This is a genomic window from Pedobacter chitinilyticus (genome assembly GCF_003313385.1).
GTDB lineage: Bacteria > Bacteroidota > Bacteroidia > Sphingobacteriales > Sphingobacteriaceae > Pedobacter > Pedobacter chitinilyticus.
The window spans coordinates 475,096-495,469 of record NZ_QMHN01000003.1 but is presented as its reverse complement, the minus strand read 5'-3'; the positions used below and the strand labels follow the sequence as shown (position 1 = coordinate 495,469).

Genomic DNA, 20,374 nt, shown 5'->3' with positions numbered 1-20,374 from the left:
TAATTTTTAAAAACCAATTGTTAAACCAATTGAACCTTGTACCAATGATGGATATTGACCTTGTAAGACAGTACCCGTTGCTTCTGGATCAAATCCTCTGAACTTAGTTGAGGTCCATAGGTTCTGACCTTGAATGAAGATTCTTGCAGATCTAACACCTATTCTTGCAAGGGCAGATTTTGGAACGGTATAACCTAACGTTACGTTACGCAACCTCCAGAAGCTGGCATCGTCTATAAATCTACTGGTTTCCGTTTGGAAAGTATTGTTTCCACTTAAATCTGAACTTGGCACATCTCCCTTAGTATTGGTCGGAGTCCATTCATTTAATAAGGAAACATGCAGATTATCATAATAATAATCTGGGTTCGCGATATTTGTTAGATCGGAGTTAAACATTTCTCTTCCTGAAAAGAAGTTTAATTGAGCGCTAAGGTCAAATCCTTTATAGGCCACTCTGGTTGAAAAACCGCCTATCCAAGGTGCGTCAGAAGTTCCAAATCTAATTTTATCAGCGGAATCAAATAAGTCTGTTACGGTACCATCTAATTTACGGTACAATGCGTGTCCGTTAGCAGGGTCAACGCCTACGTAAGGAACCAAAAACAAAGAATTAATAGGGGCACCAACAGATAATATTCCCACATCACCATCGAGTGTATTATCAGCAGGTAGCTCTAAAATCTCGTTTTTATTGTAGGTGATATTAGCTCCTACAGACCAGTTGACACCAGTGGTAGAACGAAATACATCGCCATTTAAAGACAATTCAATTCCTCTATTTCTTAAAGAACCGAAGTTACTTGGGATTTCATCAAAGCCACCAGCAGCAGGATCAACAGGCACATTAAAGAAAAGGTCTTTAGTTTTTCTATTGTATACCTCCACTGTACCGTTGATTCTGTTTTTCAAGAACCCAAAGTCTACACCAATATTTGCCGAAACATTAGTCTCCCAAGTTAAAAATGGATTACCTGCCACATTTGGGCTAAACCCACCAACACCTGCATAAGTAGCGGCGGAGAATTGATCCAAAGGATAATTATTTGTCGCGTTATTACCAGTTGAGCCATAGCTAGCTCTTAATTTCAAGTTTGAAATGAAAGTTATCTTTTTTGCAAAGTCTTCTTCACTAATTGCCCAAGCAGCACCGATAGAGCCAAAGTTGGCCCATCTGTTTCCTGTACCAAATTTTGATGAACCATCTCTTCTAACTGACAAGTTCAAAAAGTATTTATTGTCGTAACCGTAATTTGCCAAAGCAAAAACAGACATCAAACCATTTTGACCTCCAGTACCGCTAACCAACGGAATATAGTTAGCTGCTGTTGCAGAACCAGGGGTAATACCTGCTTCATTTTTAAAACCATTTGTGAAACCATATCCAGTAAAGTTAAAGGATCTTGCGTCATTTTTTACCGTTTCAAAAAACAAACCCCCACCTACTTGATGCTTTCCAAAACCATTACTATAGTTTAATGAAGTTGTTCCTGTATAACGGAAGTTTCTTGACATACCTCTGGTTAAAGACCCATTTTTAGCAAATGCTACCGTTGTTAATGGGCTAGTAAATTCGTCTCTTTCATTCTGTGTATAATCTATCCCCCAATTTGTTCTAAGGTATAGCCCGTCCACAGATGGAATGCTGTACTCTAGATAAGAAGTAGCAAGTCCTTTTATTTGACGTCCAGTATTTTTGTTTAACAAAAGCTCCATCAAACCATTTGGCTGTCCTGATGATAATCTCCCGTTTGGAACACCCCCAGTAGTACCTTGATTAAAGCTTCCATCTGGATTATAGGCAGTTTCCCACGGGTTACTCCATCTGATCGCATTCAATGGAGAACTCACAAAAGCGTCTCCTTCAAATGTGTTGGAACGCTTAGAAAATCCTCCTTGGACACTTAAGCCGAATTTAAAGTTCTTTACTACGTTATCAACGGTAGCTCTCGCAGTATATCTTTTTAATCCAGTGGTTTGCACAATACCATCTTGATCAAGATAGGAAAGAGATGCATAAAATTTGGTGTTTTCTGTACCCCCGTTTGCACTAATTTGATGTTGTTGCGTTTGGCCTGTTTGAAACAAAGCATCCTTCCAGCTAAAATTTACCGCTCTTTTTTCATCAGCCTCTTGAGGGGTCCAGCCGTAAGGATTATCTCTAATGTTTACTTCATAATCAATTTTCTGTTGACTATTCATTACAATCAATCGATCTTCTGGCATTTTACTACGACCAACTTGTACATCATAGTTAATTTGCACTTGGCCAGCTTTACCTTTTTTAGTTGTGATAACCACGACACCGTTGGCACCTCTAGAACCGTATAAACTGGTTGATACCGCATCTTTCAAAATTTCTAAGCTTTCAAAATCTCCTTGGTTCATGGTTTGGAAATCTGCCGCAGAAATCTCTATACCATCCATAATAAACAATGGTGTATTGGATCCACTAATGGAACCGTTACCTCTAATTCTAACTACGGCATTTTGTCCTGGCTGCCCACCATTTGCAATAACCGATACACCAGCTGCTGCACCTTGCAGCGCTTGATCAAAAGAGCCAAATGTTTGTTTAGCGACATCATTTGCAGAAACTGTTGCCGATGCACCAGCATAGGTTTTACGAGAGATGTTCCCATAACCAGTAATTACTACATCGCTAAGTGTATTGGAAGATTGTTCTAATTTTACAGTAATTGCTCCCGAACCTATAGGAACGTCTACGCTCGAAAAGCCTAGATAAGAAATAACTAAAGTCTTTGCCGTAGCTGGGACATTTAGAGAAAATTTACCATCTGCGCTTGTTGTAGTACCAATATTTGGCATTTCTTTAACTTTTACCGACGCCCCAGGAATTGGCAGGTTGTCTTCAGCAGAGGTAACTGTACCCGTAATTGTTCTATTTTGAGCCATCGCAGAAGTTGCGACAAACAACAGAATGAACAAACTTCGTAGAAGTTGTTTCATAAAATTTAAGAATTTAGGTTTAGTTAATTGTTAATTAACCTAAATATAGAGAGTGTGGCACTGCACTACCAAATTATATTTAACATTTTTAACAAATTTTATACTGCATTTGACACAAAACACAAAACTTACGTATTAATACGCAACAAAAAACAGTATAAATACTTTTTTCGCCACAACGATTACTTAAATAAAAAATGGGCTCAACCTGTTAAGATTGGCCCATTTATATCAGATGTTAATCCTAATAAAGATCCCTAATTTTTATATCCTAAATCCCCAAAAACACACTATTAAAAAACAGTTGTTTGCCTGATTCCCAGAAAGAGCGGAATAAGAGCGGTGTGGCAATGTAAACCACCGAGCCTTTTCCAATATCTTCTGAAGCCAGCAGCATCCCCGACGAGAGTTTATCTTTCACTTTGGCACCAACCACGCCCGCCATATAACTATCTGGTTTGAGTAAACCAATGTTATATCCGTTTTCAAGAGGTTGATAAACATTGGCATCTGTTTTTAAGGTGTAGTAATATTTAGATGCACCAAATGAAAGCGGGTGAGTCGTATCTAAGTATAAGTTATAAATAGCTCCTGGAATGCTATTGCTAAAATCATCATGCCCCCTGTTTCCATAGGCTACCGTATTTCCTTTTGCTTCATTAGGCTTTTCTTCCTTTCTTTTGATTTGAAAAGGTTTTTTCCCTACAAATGCGCCAATGGCATCTTCCAGTAAAATTAATTTACCTCCAGCGCTTACCCAAGGAACCAATTGCTCGGCAAGCTTATCGCCATAATAACCATCGGCAATGATCAAGGTATTTACTTTCTGGATATCAAGGTTTGCAGCTGCCGAAACATTCAATATAGAGATAGGCATCTCCAACTGTTGTTCAAACAAATGCCAAATCTCTCCAATCGACTGCGAAGAGACTTCCGAACCTGCCAACACCGCCACTTTTGGTACGGAAAGCAATCGGTACACCGATGAACCAAAGTCTTTCCCTTTCTCTACATAGCCAGAACTTAATACCTTCACTTCCGCATTCATCTGTCTCAAGGTTTTTTCCACTATTGCCTGAACATTCGGCATCTTCTTCTCATTCTCCGCTCTGTACACCAATAAAGTACCCGCTTTATACAACACACCACCAATGGTAAAGCTCTGTTCGGCCATACGTACTTTAACGCCTTGCTCTTGTAAAGCCATCAACACTTTTACATCTTCAACACCATCCCACGACAACACCCAAGCGTAAGGCTTAACGACAGTACTTACCGATTTCTTTTGTTCTTCAATAAAAGAGAATGACCCAGATAGGCTTTCTTTAACGGCGTATGCTTTCAGTCCGTAAGCATAAGGCAAGGCCCATGCGGTAATATCATAAGTATTTGAATCGGTTACAGCCGTCTGCGGTTCAAACAGGATATTTGCAAGTACGCCATGCTTTTGTGCCACATTCACGATCATATCATTTCTTTCCACCTTAAAAGTCTCCTGTTTTTGCGTCTCGTAACTATAACCATTCAAAGTCCTATCAGCTCCGAAAGCAAATGCTATTTTATTTTTAGTCAGCAAATCAGCCAGCTTGCGCATCCTCGAAATATTTTGAGCCTTTACCACATAGGTTTTATAAGGTAAAGCGGGTGTTAAGCTCTGTTCAAAAAACTTCCTGAACTCAACCAATAGTTTTTCAGCATAACCTGAAGCGATTTCGATGGTAGATAAAGAAGTGGTAAAGTGATGCGAAATCCTATCCTTTAGCGTCAAGGTGTCTCCATCAGCAGTAATTACCGCCAAACCAGCCCTAATACCTCCTTGCTCGTAGGTCATGCCAATGGCTCCATTATACAAAGGATAAGTATCGCCGTAAGACGGATAAAGCAAATCAAACCTTTCCTTGGTAAAATATTGCCACCCATTATCATCAAAATACTTAGCGTTGTTTTTACCTACAACAACTTGGAACTGACGCTGCCAAGGCGTTACCGCTTGGTGTATCGGCTCTGCCGCTGGGGCAAAATAATAGGGCTCGTTATATCCTTGCTCATGAAAATCTACATGAATTTGTGGCAACCATTGATGGTACTGTTTTAGCCTCTGCTCGCTTTCAATCTGACTTTGCCAAGCCCAATCTCTGTTCAGGTCAAAATAGTAATGATTAGTCCTGCCGCCTGGCCAAGGCTCATAATGTTCGCGGGCACTTGGATCAGGATTGGGTTCTGTTCCAACGATGCTATTAAAGTAGCTCACATACCGCTCCCTCCCATCTGGATTTAAACAAGGATCAATAATGACTACCGTGTTTTTCAACCAAGCTTTTACTTTCTCATCCTTTGCGGTGGCCAAAGTGTATAATACTTTCATCGCCGTTTCGGTAGAGTTGGCCTCATTTCCATGAACATTATAGCTCAACCACACAATTACCGGCTGTTTATCTAGCGCAATGCGTTTATCTCCATTGGAAATAGCGCCGTTATTGGCTTTAATTTGGTCTAATCTTTCCATGTTGGCAGGATCAGAAACCACTGCTAAAAGCAGTTCTCTTCCTTCATACGTTTTTCCATACGACTGGAGTTTTACATTGCTTGTTTTCGAGGCAACATCCTTAAAATAATCGACTACTTTTTGATGGCTGCTAAAATGCGTACCCAGCTCGTAGCCCAAAAAAGCATCAGGGGTTTGTATTTGAGCAAATAATGGTGCGCAAATAACGCTAAGCCAGAAAATTAAGAGGGTTCTTCTCATACCGTTTGGATCTTATAATCAATAATACTAAAAGAATATTTGATTTCACTTAAGCATTCGTAATTTTACAGAGCACTATTCATATTTGGGATCATGACAAGCATCGAACAACTTTATCAGCATTATTTAGAATACCCCTTAATTTGCACCGATACCCGAGCAATTACCAAAGGGTGTTTGTTTTTTGCGTTAAAAGGTGAAAAGTTTGATGCCAACGAGTTTGCCCAAAAAGCGATTGAAGCAGGTGCTGCTTTTGCCATTATAGACAACCCCACTTTTGCCAAAGGTGAGCAGTTTCTTTTAGTAAACGATGTACTAGAAGCCTTACAAGGGCTTGCTAAATACCATCGTCAGCAGCTCAACATCCCTATTGTCGGACTTACGGGCAGCAACGGGAAAACGACAACAAAAGAGTTGATTAGAGCAGTACTGGCAGAACATTTTAACGTGTTTGCCACCAAAGGGAACTTAAACAATCATATTGGTGTGCCGCTCTCTATTTTGAGTATTGGCAAGGATATAGAAATTGCCGTGATTGAAATGGGTGCTAACCATCAAAAAGAAATTGAGCTCCTATGTAGCATTGCACAACCTACGCACGGCTTGATTAGCAATGTAGGCATGGCACATTTAGAAGGTTTTGGAGGTTTTGAAGGTGTAAAAAAGGGCAAGGCTGAACTGTATGCTTATTTAAGTGCCAACAATGGCTTTGTTTTTATAAACGCTGCAAACGCTGACCTTATGGAGATGGTGAGCAAGTCTGCTGCTAAAAATATTATCCGTTATAACGTAACAGAACCAAAAGCTGTTCATGGGGTGCTAAAAAACAGCGACCCTTTGATTGATTTTGAATGGACATTTGAAGGCAACACCCATACAGCAAAAGCGAACTTAACCGGCACCTATAATTTCGAAAACATTTTAGCTGCCATTAGCATAGGATGTTTCTTTAAATTAAGTGCTAAAGAGATTAACAAAGGCTTGGCCGATTATTTCCCTACCAATAACCGCTCGCAGCTTACCAAAACAGAACGCAACACAGTAATTTGCGACTTCTATAATGCCAATCCTAGTAGTATGTCTGCGGCGATAACCAATTTGAATAGCCTTAGCGCTACTAAAAAGATTGCTATTTTGGGTGATATGTTTGAATTAGGGCCAGAATCTAATAAGCAACACCAACAAATTATTGAACTGGCACTTCAAAACAACATTGATACGCTGTTATTTATAGGGCATTATTTCTTTGAAGTGAAAGGACAATTCGAAGCTCACTTTTTTGAAACGCCTGCGCAAGCCGCCGATTTTATTAAAATACAAAATTGGAATGATTCGCTGATCTTATTAAAAGGAAGCCGAGGAATGGCCTTGGAGCAGTTGTTGCCGTTACTTTAACGTGCTTCTATACAAAGTCGAGATGACGACCTAAATGCTGCATGTTCGTTATGTTTAAAATGTAAAACATTAAGAAATGAAGAAAATTAAGGAAATCTTAATGGCTCTTAATGCCTTAATGGTTCAATTTAAAATGCTCTTAGATGTATTAGATGGTTAAACATTAAATAAACACCTTAGGCACCTTAGTTCATCCAAGTTTGGAACACGTCTAAAATGTTCTTAGGTGTCTTAGGTGGTTAAAAAGAATTAAACCTTAAATTATCTCAGGCGGTTAAAACTAATTCCCCATATTCTGCAAAGCCTGTCTAAGGTCCTTTTTCACATCTTCAGGAGTACTAGCACTAGCTAACATCGTATTCGCCGTTTCCTTAAACTTATCGGTTTGCTTGGTTTTGATATAGATGATGGCCTTTACAAAATCCTTCAAATACGCTTGATCGGCATCTTTAGCAGGTACTTTAATGGCATTAAACTTCTCTAAATACTTGTCCAGCTTTCCTGCTTCATGCAAGATAGGCCCAAAACCCATCATGGCATTGCATAATTGCTGATAGCCCACTTTATCAGGGTTGTCGATGATTTGATTAAATGCTTCCAGTGCTGGATCCATCTCTTTGTTTTCCAAAAAGTACTGGGTTTTAAAGTAGTTGAACACAAAAAAAGATTGTGCTGGAATATATTTGTCCAAAACACCTTTTACCGCTTCAAAATCCACCTCGTCAGTTACCTGTACTTCTTCCGACAATGCAAATTGGATGGCCAAACTTACCAAACGTTCATTAAAATCATCTTCGGTGTATTTGCCAGCCCTTAGCACCTTGCTTTTACTCTCTGCAAAGTATTTCAAATCCTTTTCCTTTGGCAGCGTGAAAGCATATTTCATCAAAAGGTCAATCAAATCGGCATCACCTAAAATATCAGGCTTTGAAGCTAAAAAGTCTTTGCTGATGTACCCAAAATCTTCATCTTGAAGTTCAACAGCTTGTTCTGCAAATTTCAAAAACTGTGCGTTACTTAGCTTTTGTGCGTCTTTCTTTAAAGTATAATATTGTGTTTGTGGATTTTTAGCCGTTTTCCCCAAGGTCAGGAAATCATCAGCAGCCAAAAACCCCACCCCTTTGTGAAGCATTACACCATCAGGGTTGATAAAAACAAGGTTTGGATAAGCAGAAACATAGTAACGATCGGCAAGCATTGCCCCCTCGCCCTTTTCCATGTCATATTTCACGTTGATAAAGTTGGCATTGTAATAATCTGCAACTGCCTGATTGGTATAGGTTTCAGCATCCATTTGTTTACAAGGACCACACCAAGTAGCATAGGCATCCAAAAAGATGATTTTATTCTCTTTCTTTGCCTGCTCAAGCACCGTAGTCCAAGTAGGATTTTCCAAAAACTTAATCTCGGCGGCATTTGCAGAAAATACCATTAACAGCAAACAAGCTACCAGCAATCTCTTCATCATATCAATACATATTTAGTTTATTTCCCCGAAGGGATATTATGCCCAGTTCACCCTTACAATGGAAATCAATAACCAAAATAGTTGTTATGGTGTGGGGCGCAAATTAAAGTTAATCTTTTATTACTTCAATACCAACATCGCTTACGCCACGCAGGGGGTTATCCCTCATATTCTGCTCAATCTCGATACTGTATTTACCTGTATCAGGAAAACGATGGTTCCTTAGCAAGGGAAAGGTATAGGCGTATAAATCACCAGAACCTTTACCCAACCATTGGCCATCCTCTTTAGCCAGCTTAAACTGGTAGCGCAACCTTTTTCGCCCTTTGGCATCTCTAAAGGTAGCCAGTACATACATATTAGCATACCTGTATTCGCTGTTTATGCGCAGTTTAAAGTTCAGCTGATAAGGCTTGGTTACATCGGTAATCTTAAACTCGGCTTTTGCGGTATTGGCATATAACCATTGATTTTCGTCGACACTTTGATTAGTATCAATTACCGTATTGAAATTACATCCAAAAATAAAGGCAATGCAAATTAAGCCAAAAGCCAAGGTGTTTATACGCAAAGCGATTTTAAAGCTAATGTTCTTTATTGATTTCATTGATGCGCCTTAGGCCCTAACCGTTATTTGTATTCGGGTTATCAGACTGGTTTTTGTTCCTATTTTTATTGCGATTTTTGTTCCGATTACGGTTATTGCGCTTTTGTTCGGTGCCTTGTCCTTCGGCTTGAGCTTTTGGCGCCTGATCGTTGCCTTTAGCTTCTACTGGCTTTTGTGGACGCTGGTTTTGTTGTGGTCTGTCTTGTGGCTTCTGTTTCTGTTGATTTTGGGACTTCTGTCCGCCGTTACCTGTATTTGATGCCGATTGACCTTTATGCTTATCGTTGCGGTTACGGTTGTTACGATGGTTGCGACGGTTCTTTTCATCTAAGCGTGTCAAACTATCTTGACCAACTACATTTTCGTAATCGTGTACTTTTTCAACAGGTGCCGAGGTTTTAAGCTCAATGGCTTCATCCTTAAGGTTACTAGGTTTCTCGCCACGTTTATTCATGGCCATAATTTCCTTCACACGGTCAACTTTTAAAGGAATCCAGTCCTCTTGATTAGCATAACTGAACCACATCAATTTTTTAAAGATGTCTGTTTTCTGATGTCTTGCCACGCCAACTTCGGTCTGTAACGAATCAATACGATCTGGAATATCCCTCAGCGCATCCAAATAAGTATCCAGCTCGTAATTCAAACAGCACTTCAGTTTACCGCACTGTCCCGCTAGTTTTAAGGTATTTAAGGAAAGGTTTTGATAGCGTGCCGCAGCAGTAGAAACGGTTTTAAAGTTAGTTAACCAAGTAGAACAGCACAGTTCACGTCCGCAAGAACCAATTCCACCTAAGCGACCTGCCTCTTGACGCATGCCTATTTGGCGCATCTCAATACGGATACGGAAAGCTTCGGCCATTTTCTTGATCAGCTCCCTAAAATCTACCCTGCCCTCAGCAGTATAAAAGAAAGTCGCTTTGGTTCTATCTCCCTGATAATCCACATCGCTGATTTTCATTGATAATTTTAGGTCTAAAGCCAGTGTGCGGGCACGATGCATGGTTTCCCATTCCAAGCCTTTGGCAATTTTCCATTTCTCAACATCAGCTTCTGTAGCTTTGCGATAGATTTTGCGGGTAACTTGATTGGCCTGAACTTTTCGACGTTTTAATTGGATACGTACCAGTTCGCCCGTAAGCGACACGTGGCCAACGTCATATCCGCCAGTAGGACCTTCAACAGCTACCAGTTCTCCTATTTCCAGGTAAATATCATCGCTATTGACAAAGAACTCTTTTCTAGAGCCTTTAAATTTAACTTCGATGATTTGAAAAGGTTTATAATTAGATGGCATATCCAAGTTGGACAGCCAGTCGTGTACTTCCATTTTTTGACAGCCTCCAGTAAGGCAAGAGCCATTACTTTTGCAGCCAGCGGGGGCACAACCGCCTCCCGTAGAGCAACTTCCACATCCCATATTACGTATATATATATTGAGTCCCTTTCGGGAGCGTTTTAAACTTTATAATTTTTACCAGTTGTAAAGATACATCTAAAAACAGAATTTTTGGATTCGCATTCCGCTCGATATGGTAATGTGCCTTTTCAAACTCATTGATCAATGCCTCTATCATGGCCATGTTCAGTACGTGGGCAGATAACTTTTTGGCCACTTCAAAGTGCTGAGGCGGTAATTTCACCAGAGCATCGGCACCGCTTAGCAACAGCCCGCACTCCCGTAAAAAGTTGATTCCGTACTTTAAAAAATTCTTTTGGTTTTCCCTGCCCCAGCTTGCGGCGGTTTCGGTAAAGGCCATCATATCGGGCACACGGTTGCCGTAGCCCATGCGCAACCACTCCGAAAAGTACCCTGCGTTGTTATTGGCTTCATCGTTAAGCAAGGCATTGGCCTCAATCAGGTTACCATCGGCCAAAAAGCTGTATTCTTCGGCCTGGTTTTCGGAAAGATTGGCCTTATCCATCAGGTACCGCTTTACCGTATTGTCATCCAGCTTGGGAATTTTCACAATTTGCGTCCGTGACAGGATGGTAGATAAAATCTGCTCTTGGCTTTGTGCTACTAAAATGAAAAGCGTATTGGCAGGTGGTTCTTCAATAATTTTCAGCAGGGCATTTCCCTCTCTGTCCAAAAACTCGGGCAGCCACATGATCAGCACCTTGGTTTCGGCCTCAAAGGCTTTGTAACTTAGCTTTTTAATGATATCATGCGCTTCGGCGATGTTGATATTGGCCTGCTTGTTATCGGCATTGAGCTTGGAGCGCCAAATGTCCAGATCGAAATAACTGTTTTCCAGCACCATGTTGCGCCATTCTTCCAGCACATCGGTCGCAATCTTCACATCTTTTGAGGCAAAGAACGGATAAGAAAAGTGCAGGTCGGGATGGATCAGTCTTTCGTACTTGCGGCACGAAGCACAGGTACCACAGCTATCGTTGGTAATTTTTTCGGTACAGTTAATGTATTGGGCGTAAGCAATGGCCAAAGGTAAAGCCCCGCTTCCCTGTGGTGATAGGAAAAGCTGTGCATGGCTCACCCTATTTTCGGCAACGGTTTGTAGCAAATGTTGCTTTACGGCATCCTGTCCAATAATCTCTTTAAACTGCATTGGTGCAAAATAACAAATAGATTTGAGATTTGCCTAGGTTTATTCGTTCATGAGGTCATGATGGCCCGTTTCCATTCCTATTTAGCTCGCAGAGGATTATCTTAGCCTAAAAAAATAGGCTTACAATTGAGTAAACCTATTTTAGGACAAGACATTCTCTCCTCTACATTAGATTCTATAAAATTCCTATTAAAGTAATTGCTAATAGGCACAAGTCAGTCTATACTAAATCCCACCACACAAGACTTGCGCCAAAAGGGGGAAAGCAACTAAACAAAAAAATAACTTATCTAAAGTTTTCATTCTAAATTGTAATATCTTCTAACGGGCTTAAGAAAAAGTGCAACAAACAAAATCATATAAAAAATCAATGGAAAAATTGAAATAAACCTATAAAGGACTGAACTTGTGCTACCCATAAACATATGATAATTTATTGTATTTGTAAATTCCATCATTGTGCCATTGCTTGAGTAAGTTCCATATACAACAATATTAATTATACCAAACAAACAAAAAAGCAATAAAAACAACCATGAGTATTTATTGTTAAAGCTTATAAGAATATTTAGCAACACTAGAGCAAATAAATGACTTCTTTTAAATGAAAGTTGTCCATTGGCAATAAAATAAAGTTCACAAACAGTAATTCCACACAGAAGAACCATTATCAACCATTTAATTAATTTCATTTATCTTAGTGTTTATTATTATAATATTTAACATTTTTTCCATAATCATCCTTTAATATCTCTACTTTTTTTACCGCTGGAAGATATTTAGAGCCATCTTTACTCCAAGTATATTGAGTACCATCTTTAGAAGTCCCCAAATATGTTGCCGCATGTTGATTTTGTGAGTCAGCAAATGCCACTATTGTTTTACCAAACTTATAATTACTTACTTGTCCAGTCACATCTTTAAAATTTACACCCTCAACAGTAGCATCAAACCTATCACCATCAATTCTTTTATCAAAAATTGGCGTTTCTCCATTTGATATTGCTAAAGCAGATTCAAAACAGTTATAATTTTCTGGAGTTCTAAGGATAGCCTCAAATATATTACTAGCATAATTTTCTGGATTACTTTTTGTATCCAAAATTGCTCCATTTATAGCAGCGACTCCAGGAATATTATCTGAAAGGGTTATTTTTCCTCCTTTCATATTCTTAAACTCCGCATCTGCTTGCTTTTGAGAAACACCTATGAATTTTTGCAAAGTTTGGGCATTATCTCCCTTTTCCGCAATCGCAGTCAGTTTTCCATTAACAATACTAGGAATCCACTGCCCTTCCTTCCCGTCAGGGTCAATAACATTTATCGGATTATTGAAAGCGTAAGCATACGGATTTGTCTTCCTGTCTTTCTCAGCCAACGGATCTACCACATTCCATCTTCCAATCACAGGATCATAGAACCTTGCCCCGTAATCATATTGTTCCAGCTCCTCCTGCAACTCCTTGCCATTGTAAAGGTACTTATTCTGTAGCGAAACTGCACCGATATCGTTCAGTGCTGATTTTCTCATCCCAAAAGCATAATAGTTATCACGCTGTAATACCTCAATAGTGCTTCCGTTCACCTTAAAGGTTGCCCTTACGTTGCCCAGGTGATCGGTTAAATTATATTCATAGACATAAGAGCTCCCACTTTTTCTGGCAATACCTTCTTCCGTTTGGATAAAATCGATGGTGTTATTGGTGTACTGGATCCCGTCCACATAATCAGTAGTAGTGGTCGTTCCTGTGGTGGACACCTTCCTTAGTTTTGCTCCCGTAGCATCGTAGGTATAGCTGAGATTCAAACCGCTCTTGCTGGCCGTTACGGGCAGGCTCAAATGGTTGTAGGTAAGGGTTACCCCATTGCGGCCATCGGTAGTGGCATTGCCATTGGCATCATAAGCATAACTGGCCGTGAGTCCCGTGATGCTCTCCAGACGGTTGCCGTCTGTATAATTATACACCTTGGCTCCCGTGCCGTCACGGTTAAGGCTCTTGATGTTCCCCATCAGGTCATAATCCAGCAATTCGGTCATGCCCGATGCCGTTCCATTGATCAGCCTGTTCAGCTTATCGTACTGGTAGGTGAACGTATTGCTGCCGTTATTGGTATAAATCTGACCCGAGATGTTACCGTTGAACTGTTGATGGGCGCCATCGTTGTACTTCAAATTGATACTGAACTGTGGGCTGCTGCTGCTTGTCAGCCAGCCACGCTCGTTGTAGGTATATTCATTCTTCTGCAAGCCGTTAGCCAGTTTCTTTATGCTCAACTGGCCAATCTCGTCATACTGCATTTCCGATAAGATGGTCGGTGCCGCACCATTGATGCTCTGGCTCGTGGTCTTCTTCCTGCCCATATGGTCGTAGGTATAGGCCGAGGCGATGGTCGTGATACTGGTGCCCTTGTTATGGGCGCGGGTAGTATTTTTGATACTGCCATCAAAGTTATACGTCATATCCACCACATCGGTACCATTGTTCATGTGGTGTTCGCTCTTGGTCTGGATAATACGTCCGTAATCGTCATAGTAGTTTACCGTGAGCAGCATGTTACCTGTACCCAGCACCGTGGTCCTAGTTCCAATTAGCAAACCTTTGGTCCTCGTCGAGCTTACCTGCGTAGTACCGTTGGGCTGGCCAAAGGCATTGTTATGAAAATCGTAGTCGTCGTAGTAGCTGATGGTATGGTAATAGTTCACATTGGCTGTGGGGAACGCTTGGTTACCATAGCCCGTATGCATACCGCTGCTATTGCCATTGTCTCGTTCTTCCCACAATATGGCATGTGCATCAACGGCTGCCTGTACGTCTTGTCGGTTCGCCATGCTGTTATAGATCCCCGTCATCACATTGCGGCCTAGGGCATCGTACTTGGTGAACAGCCATTGGCCAGCAATACGTTGAAGGGCATCCTGGGTAAGCACTAATTGGTCCAGCTTGTTGTACACCATCCATTCCCAGCCCTTGCCTGGCAGTCTCTTCTCAATCAGTCTGCCCCTACCGTCGTAGCGGTACTGGTAGCAAAATTGCTCTAAAGTCGTTGCGTCTGGAACGCCCGCATCGGGATTGGCCCCTGGAGGCAATACGAAACTGAGGCTGCCAAAGTCATCGTACACGTAGTAAGTGCTCAGCACCTCAATATTGCCCATCTTTTCGCTGAATATCCGCTTGAGCACCACACGTCCCTCCTTGTCCTTGTACTCCTCTACGGTTCCCTTTTTACCATCGCTGCCCTGCCAGTTCTCATCCTTGCTGATGGTAAGGTACAATTGCCCCGCTCCATAGTGGCCACTACTGGAAAGCGTACGCTGGTGCTCCTGTCCTGGGTTGGTTACCGCAACTGCATCGAACAACCTTACGGCAAAGCCCGTAGTACCGTAATTCACATCACTGTTGTTGGTGCCATAGGCCAATCTTGCCGTATGTTCCGTGGATACATTGCTTGGCTGCCAGGCATCGCCTGGGAAGCCCTGGCGCTCCACTCGGTTCAGCGGGCTGGGCTCGAACACCGTAATACCGTAGGGGTTGCTGGTCTGCCTGATACTGGAAGTACTCGCCTGTCCCATATAAAAGGCCAGCTGGTCGGCAATGCCCGTTGGCCTGTAGCTGCCATTGGTACCTGTTGCCGTATAGGGCTGGTACTTTACCGCCTCCCTGCCCAAGGCATCGTAGGCCACGGGTGTCACAATATCCTGATAACTGGGGCTGGCTCCGACCTGTACCGTCTGCAACGGACGGCCAAGGCCATCAAAATATTGAATGGTTTGGTTCTCCTGACACAAAGTGCGGGCATCATTCAAATTTTGTGCGTTTACCCCTGCTACCTTAAAGATACGGGTAAGGATATAGTTTTGGTTGCTGCTGGGTGTGCTTAAAAGCGGCCCGCAGTCGCCCTGGATAAAGATCCCCAGGTTGCTGCCAGAGGGTGCATGGAAATTGGGCAACAGGGTTATGCTGCCGCTGGCACTAAGTTCTGTCTGGTTATTGTATACCGAATAGGTCTTGTGCTGCTGGGCCTGGGCCACGGTAAGACCCAGCATAACGACCAAGAATGTCAATCTGGTTTTCATAGAAGATTAAGGTTTATAGTGGTAGCTGTAATTCTTGATAATATTTCCGTACTGGTCCTTTTCCAGCTTCAGCCGACCGAAGCTGTCGTATTCATAATAAATCGTCATGCCTTTGGCATCTGTCATACTGGTCATACCAACCAAAGGTTTATAGGTATAGGCGGTAATTTGGGCGTTGGGTCTTGCAAGGCAAAGATCATCTATTAACAAAGCATTTGGATTTTCGATAGCAACGCCTGTAATAGAAGACAAAAGTATTTCTGTATATTTCCAGTCAGCATTACTAAAAGAATGATTTACACCATTTATTTTAAGGCTACCAACTCCCTTTTGCCAAAAAGACAATCGATAATCATTTTGTGGAACAGTTTTGCTAAATATACGAGGCCCATAAAAACTCTTTTTGCCAGTAAAACCATCATTTGTAAGCCAAGAAAATAAAATTTGGGGCGAATTTGTAGGCCCTTTCCAGTGGCTGGTTGAAGACGGCATGTGTTCTAAATAATTTTCAAAGTTTGCAAACGCAAATTCTTCTACACTACAATTACTTGCCTTGGCTATGGGATGCTGACTTCTATAACCCCATATATATGATTCATCGACACCAACTTGATTATTCTGTGTCTGAAGAATATTATTCCAAGCATCATATTTCTTATACTCAATCCTTTTCTGATATCCTGGATCAAAGGTAATTCCTGAGGGATTAATTGTCGTAGATACTTTGCTACCATTGATGTGCCAGGCATATTCTGCCTCACGAGCGATAGAACTGTTTACCAACTTATACGTATATAATTTGCTTTCTATTATCTTTTCAGAATTTGTTATCTGGTCTAATACACTTTTGGTAATTTCGATGGGTAGCGCAACCATATTAAGCATTGTCATTTTAGCATATATATTGGTAAGCCCTCCTATATTGAACTGAAAGTCATAAGGGTACTTATATTCCACAATAGCAGTCTTTCCATTGCTCTCGATTTGTATGCTCTTTTTAAGTTGATTATGGTCATCGTAAACAAACTTATTTTCAATAATTATTTGCCCCCTATCTGTGTAATTTGTTTCAACACTTTTTTTTATATACGGGCAGTAAGTATAATGCTTGAAAGTACTCTTATAACCCCTTCCTACGGCTAAACCTCCATTGGGGCCATTTCCCTGCGCTTTTACAAATTGAGTTAAATCTTCATTATACTCATATCCTTTAGCATAAACTATGGCTGGAACTACGTCGTTTGTAAAATGCTCTTCACTAAGTAGATTGCCTCTTGAAAGTTCTCTGCTAGAATATAGATATAACATATCATTGGCATTAGGAGATTTAGAGTTAGAACCAAAACCATAATTAGGATTTGAAATTTCCAATGCTGGCTCATCCATAAAACCATTGTCATGATTAGAATAATTAAACACCTTATATCCCAATTTGGTCTTTTCTACTACCCTGCTGTAGGTAACATCTCTTCCAAAAGTTCTACTGGGTGTATTTACAATAAAATTTTGAACAACATCACGATTCTCGTACCTATGAACATTGAGGAAAAGTTGCGAAAAATGATATCTTGGTATTCCGCTTAAAACACCACTTGAAATCCCATTTTCCACAAAGCCATTCTTGACATAAAAGTACTCTCTAACATAATTTTCTCCAGATATGGGATAATCTATAATTTTTTTTATTCTCACCCCCGCCCCTATATCAATTTTAGGTTCCAAAACAAAAGGATACTGCTTAGCTACTTGGCTATATGAATTAGCTTCATAAAAAAACTTTGTTTCTCCTCCTGTAGGATATTTAACAGATGTCAGGATCTCTGCTTGAGCGTAAATTGAATTCGGTTCTTTTGAAGATGTATTTCCATTATAATAGCCCCAATGATCTGTTGGTGGCTTGGGAGAGGGTGGCCAACGCATGACAAATGATGAAAAATCTGGTAGAGGCAATGGATTGTATTCAAACTCATACTTGTTTACTGGAAGATTACTAGCTCCAAAAGAAATTTCTTTTAGTTTTAATCTCGTATTTGTGTTTTCTATGTAAGAAAAATTTATGGTGCGTAATACTTCATTTTTGTCATCAAAAACATTAATCTTATCTAACTTGTAATAACTAATATTACTCTCTTGAGGCAGAAACGTCCCCTCGCCTGACTTGAAATGGTATAAAGATTTTGATTTAGAAATACTGAATTCAACTTTTACATTATCTGCATTAATACTCTTTAAAAAAGTTGTTTCTACAACGGATTCTGTTTGAGGATTATATTCACCAAAAATCACATTAGTCTCTGCTAAGGATCGGCTGATAGCAACGCCACTTTTTTGATAAGAGAAAGAGATCAATTTACCGTTGGGTTTCTTTATGGAGGTTAAATACCATGCACTTGGGAAAGACGTAAACTTATACGCCTCCCAAACCGTACTCGTGCTACTAGCTGGATGATTGAAGTATCCATAATTCGACAAGAATTGAGATTGTGCGGTTGTGTTAATTGGAACTTCTACACTACTTTGGTCACCCCCAAAAACATATTCTACTCCAGCCCCATCAATTAAGGTAAACGACTTAATAACTGAGTAGAATTCTCCAAGACTTCCTATATCAACTTTTACAGTTAAATAAATATTTTGTTTAGACTTTACTTTCCATTGTCCAAGCTCATTTCTGTAAAAACTACCAGAAATCCCATTAAAATTAAAAAAGAACTCGTCTGGATTTCTATCCAGAGGTAAAAAATAATAATCATAGGAAATATCAGGCCAATTGTTACCCACGGCACTACCCAAAGCCAAATATGCATGTTCTTCCATCTCTATTCCCCCATTCATAACGGGCCATGAGTAACTTCCACCTGTACATTCATCTGCTTCTCCGTTTCTCTGCCTCGTAATAATCCCTCCAGCATTTAAGTTCCAAGATAATCCCACCCAGCCAGGATTAGCGTTCACTATATTGCCACCTGAACTATAATCAAGCGATATTGGTATTGACAGATTATTTTCATTTATTTCAAAAATAGGTATGGTTAATTGATGCAATCCATTGAAAAAATTAACTGATGTTTTTCCATACTCTCCAAGAGATTGTGAATTAGGAGAAGAAAACATTCTGAATTTTTCGTTATCTATAGAGTTTGTATTTTGCTGAGAATAAGCACTATTGATTAACCATATATTAAAAAAAAATAAGATATTAATATTTATGCTTGATATCTTAAGTCTTAGCGGGGGAAAATTTTTCATAAAATTTGAGATTATTTATTTCGATTATCATTTATTTATCTTACAGTAGCTCTTAGGTTAAAATCACTCCAAGTTCTTTGCTGGCTAAAATACTTTGGTCCAATGGTAATGTGTCTAAAACTTTGGTCTGTCGATATTTGCGTTTTAGCAATAAGCTTAGTTGGATGAACTGGATAGGTCTGAGAAAGAGCGTAAATCAATGTAAAATACAGTCATCCGAGCTGCGCCATAAAAATGAGAAGCAGGAAAATAAAAAAGTATGCGGATATCACCTTTTTTAAAAAAACCAGCACCTCTTCCAAAAAAATTAACCCAAACATTTGCAGGCTATTAAAAAACTTTTATATCTTTAATCATCAACTATCTACCATCTTATGAAAAACTACTTATGGCTGCCGCTATTCGCTGGCGCAATCCCTATCACCACTATTTTTCAAATTGAAGGATCGAGTAATTTCCTTTTGGCGATTGATCTTATTGTCTTCAACGGCAGTGTTTTTGAAAAATGCCTTCCCTATTTCAGTGATGTTGCGTGGCTATCCAAAGCCTTGGCTACACTGTTGCTACTTGCCGTAGTGGTAAGGTGGTTCTTTTACCGTAAATCCCAAAGGGAAAAGGAAGAATCAGACGGAGAGGAAGCACAAGAGGCCTCGCCACTGGCCGAAACACAGGTACCCCAGGTTGAAAAAAAAGCCGAGAGCTTAGAAAAAAGTGTTAAAGACTCAGAATGGCAACGTTTTAGGGAGATGATGTTCAGTTCGTACCCCCAATTAGAGGATACGTTGAACGCTTCCCATGAGAAACTGTCATTAACAGAAGTGAACATTGCCTGTTTAATTTACATTGAAATCAGTGAAAAGGACATCTGTACTTTCTTAAACATTGATCAAGATACACTGGCCATGCACCGACTGCATTTACGTAAATGTTTAAATATCCCAGCAAACCAAAGCCTCGAATATTATATCCAACAGAAAAAATAAAGCCGATGACGTATTGATAACCTCCATCTAATGACTCTATCTTAAAAAACAACGCCGCCTATGAACGCTCTTTCTATCCATCTAATTGTTTCGCCTATCCAAAAGCACTCCTGCCAAATACCTTTTAAGGAAGCGCGTACGACTACGGCTAAGCGCTGCACCTCATTCCTTCCTAACCCTATCAATAAGGTTCGTTTCCTTTTCAATTCAACAGTTTTGCAGATTGGAAAAACTCTCTGGAAGACCGGAAAAGTTTCTTTGCTGGCCAGAAAAATTGTTTTGCAGACCGGAAAAACTCTCCGGAAGACCGG

At 40.3% G+C, this 20,374-nt stretch carries 11 protein-coding genes; 3 read left to right on the top strand and 8 right to left on the bottom strand.

What is annotated here, in order from left to right:
• Positions 1-6: 6 nt before the first annotated feature.
• Entirely contained in the window at positions 7-2,970 is a 2,964-nt protein-coding gene (locus DUT70_RS12365; RefSeq protein ID WP_113647641.1) for a SusC/RagA family TonB-linked outer membrane protein, read from the bottom strand.
• 271 nt (positions 2,971-3,241) lie between these two features.
• Entirely contained in the window at positions 3,242-5,716 is a 2,475-nt protein-coding gene (locus tag DUT70_RS12355; RefSeq protein WP_113647639.1) for a M14 metallopeptidase family protein, read from the bottom strand.
• A 93-nt stretch (positions 5,717-5,809) separates the two neighbouring features.
• Here DUT70_RS12355 and DUT70_RS12350 point away from each other — a divergent pair, with 93 nt between their 5' ends.
• Positions 5,810-7,111 (top strand): UDP-N-acetylmuramoyl-tripeptide--D-alanyl-D-alanine ligase, encoded by a 1,302-nt coding sequence (locus DUT70_RS12350; protein ID WP_113647638.1) that lies wholly within the window; start codon positions 5,810-5,812, stop codon positions 7,109-7,111.
• A 280-nt stretch (positions 7,112-7,391) separates the two neighbouring features.
• Here DUT70_RS12350 and DUT70_RS12345 read toward each other — a convergent pair whose 3' ends face one another.
• The 6 genes from DUT70_RS12345 to DUT70_RS12315 form a co-directional block, all read right to left on the bottom strand.
• Positions 7,392-8,579 (bottom strand): thioredoxin family protein, encoded by a 1,188-nt coding sequence (locus tag DUT70_RS12345; protein WP_113647637.1) that lies wholly within the window; start codon positions 8,577-8,579, stop codon positions 7,392-7,394.
• Positions 8,580-8,688: 109 nt separating this feature from the next.
• Complete coding sequence (locus DUT70_RS12340; protein WP_113647636.1) at positions 8,689-9,186, bottom strand: gliding motility lipoprotein GldH; 498 nt, start codon at positions 9,184-9,186, stop codon at positions 8,689-8,691.
• A 16-nt stretch (positions 9,187-9,202) separates the two neighbouring features.
• Positions 9,203-10,606, bottom strand: coding sequence for a PSP1 domain-containing protein (locus DUT70_RS12335; RefSeq protein ID WP_113647635.1), 1,404 nt, complete (start codon positions 10,604-10,606; stop codon positions 9,203-9,205).
• Between the two features lies 1 nt (position 10,607).
• A complete protein-coding gene (locus DUT70_RS12330) occupies positions 10,608-11,756 on the bottom strand; it encodes a DNA polymerase III subunit (protein WP_113647634.1) in 1,149 nt (382 codons plus the stop codon).
• 697 nt (positions 11,757-12,453) lie between these two features.
• A complete protein-coding gene (locus DUT70_RS12320; protein ID WP_113647632.1) occupies positions 12,454-15,831 on the bottom strand; it encodes a DUF6443 domain-containing protein in 3,378 nt (1,125 codons plus the stop codon).
• 6 nt (positions 15,832-15,837) lie between these two features.
• On the bottom strand, positions 15,838-19,080 hold the full coding sequence (locus DUT70_RS12315; protein WP_128353358.1) for a hypothetical protein: 3,243 nt from the start codon (positions 19,078-19,080) through the stop codon (positions 15,838-15,840).
• Positions 19,081-19,454: 374 nt separating this feature from the next.
• Between DUT70_RS12315 and DUT70_RS12310 the strand changes: the two genes are divergently transcribed.
• Positions 19,455-20,063, top strand: a complete 609-nt coding sequence (locus DUT70_RS12310; protein ID WP_113647630.1) for a hypothetical protein — start codon at positions 19,455-19,457, stop codon at positions 20,061-20,063.
• Positions 20,064-20,123: 60 nt separating this feature from the next.
• The coding region (locus DUT70_RS21335; protein WP_205529791.1) for a hypothetical protein at positions 20,124-20,374 on the top strand (251 nt) is incomplete at its 3' end.

What these genes read in the sequence shown, in the direction of transcription:
- DUT70_RS12315 (WP_128353358.1), bottom strand. Translation starts at nt 19,080, where the DNA reads ATGAAAAATTTTCCCCCGCTAAGACTTAAGATATCAAGCATAAATATT.
- DUT70_RS12310 (WP_113647630.1), top strand. Translation starts at nt 19,455, where the DNA reads ATGAAAAACTACTTATGGCTGCCGCTATTCGCTGGCGCAATCCCTATC.
- DUT70_RS12355 (WP_113647639.1), bottom strand. Translation starts at nt 5,716, where the DNA reads ATGAGAAGAACCCTCTTAATTTTCTGGCTTAGCGTTATTTGCGCACCA.
- DUT70_RS12345 (WP_113647637.1), bottom strand. Translation starts at nt 8,579, where the DNA reads ATGATGAAGAGATTGCTGGTAGCTTGTTTGCTGTTAATGGTATTTTCT.
- DUT70_RS12350 (WP_113647638.1), top strand. Translation starts at nt 5,810, where the DNA reads ATGACAAGCATCGAACAACTTTATCAGCATTATTTAGAATACCCCTTA.
- DUT70_RS12320 (WP_113647632.1), bottom strand. Translation starts at nt 15,831, where the DNA reads ATGAAAACCAGATTGACATTCTTGGTCGTTATGCTGGGTCTTACCGTG.
- DUT70_RS12340 (WP_113647636.1), bottom strand. Translation starts at nt 9,186, where the DNA reads ATGAAATCAATAAAGAACATTAGCTTTAAAATCGCTTTGCGTATAAAC.
- DUT70_RS12335 (WP_113647635.1), bottom strand. Translation starts at nt 10,606, where the DNA reads ATGGGATGTGGAAGTTGCTCTACGGGAGGCGGTTGTGCCCCCGCTGGC.
- DUT70_RS12330 (WP_113647634.1), bottom strand. Translation starts at nt 11,756, where the DNA reads ATGCAGTTTAAAGAGATTATTGGACAGGATGCCGTAAAGCAACATTTG.
- DUT70_RS12365 (WP_113647641.1), bottom strand. Translation starts at nt 2,970, where the DNA reads ATGAAACAACTTCTACGAAGTTTGTTCATTCTGTTGTTTGTCGCAACT.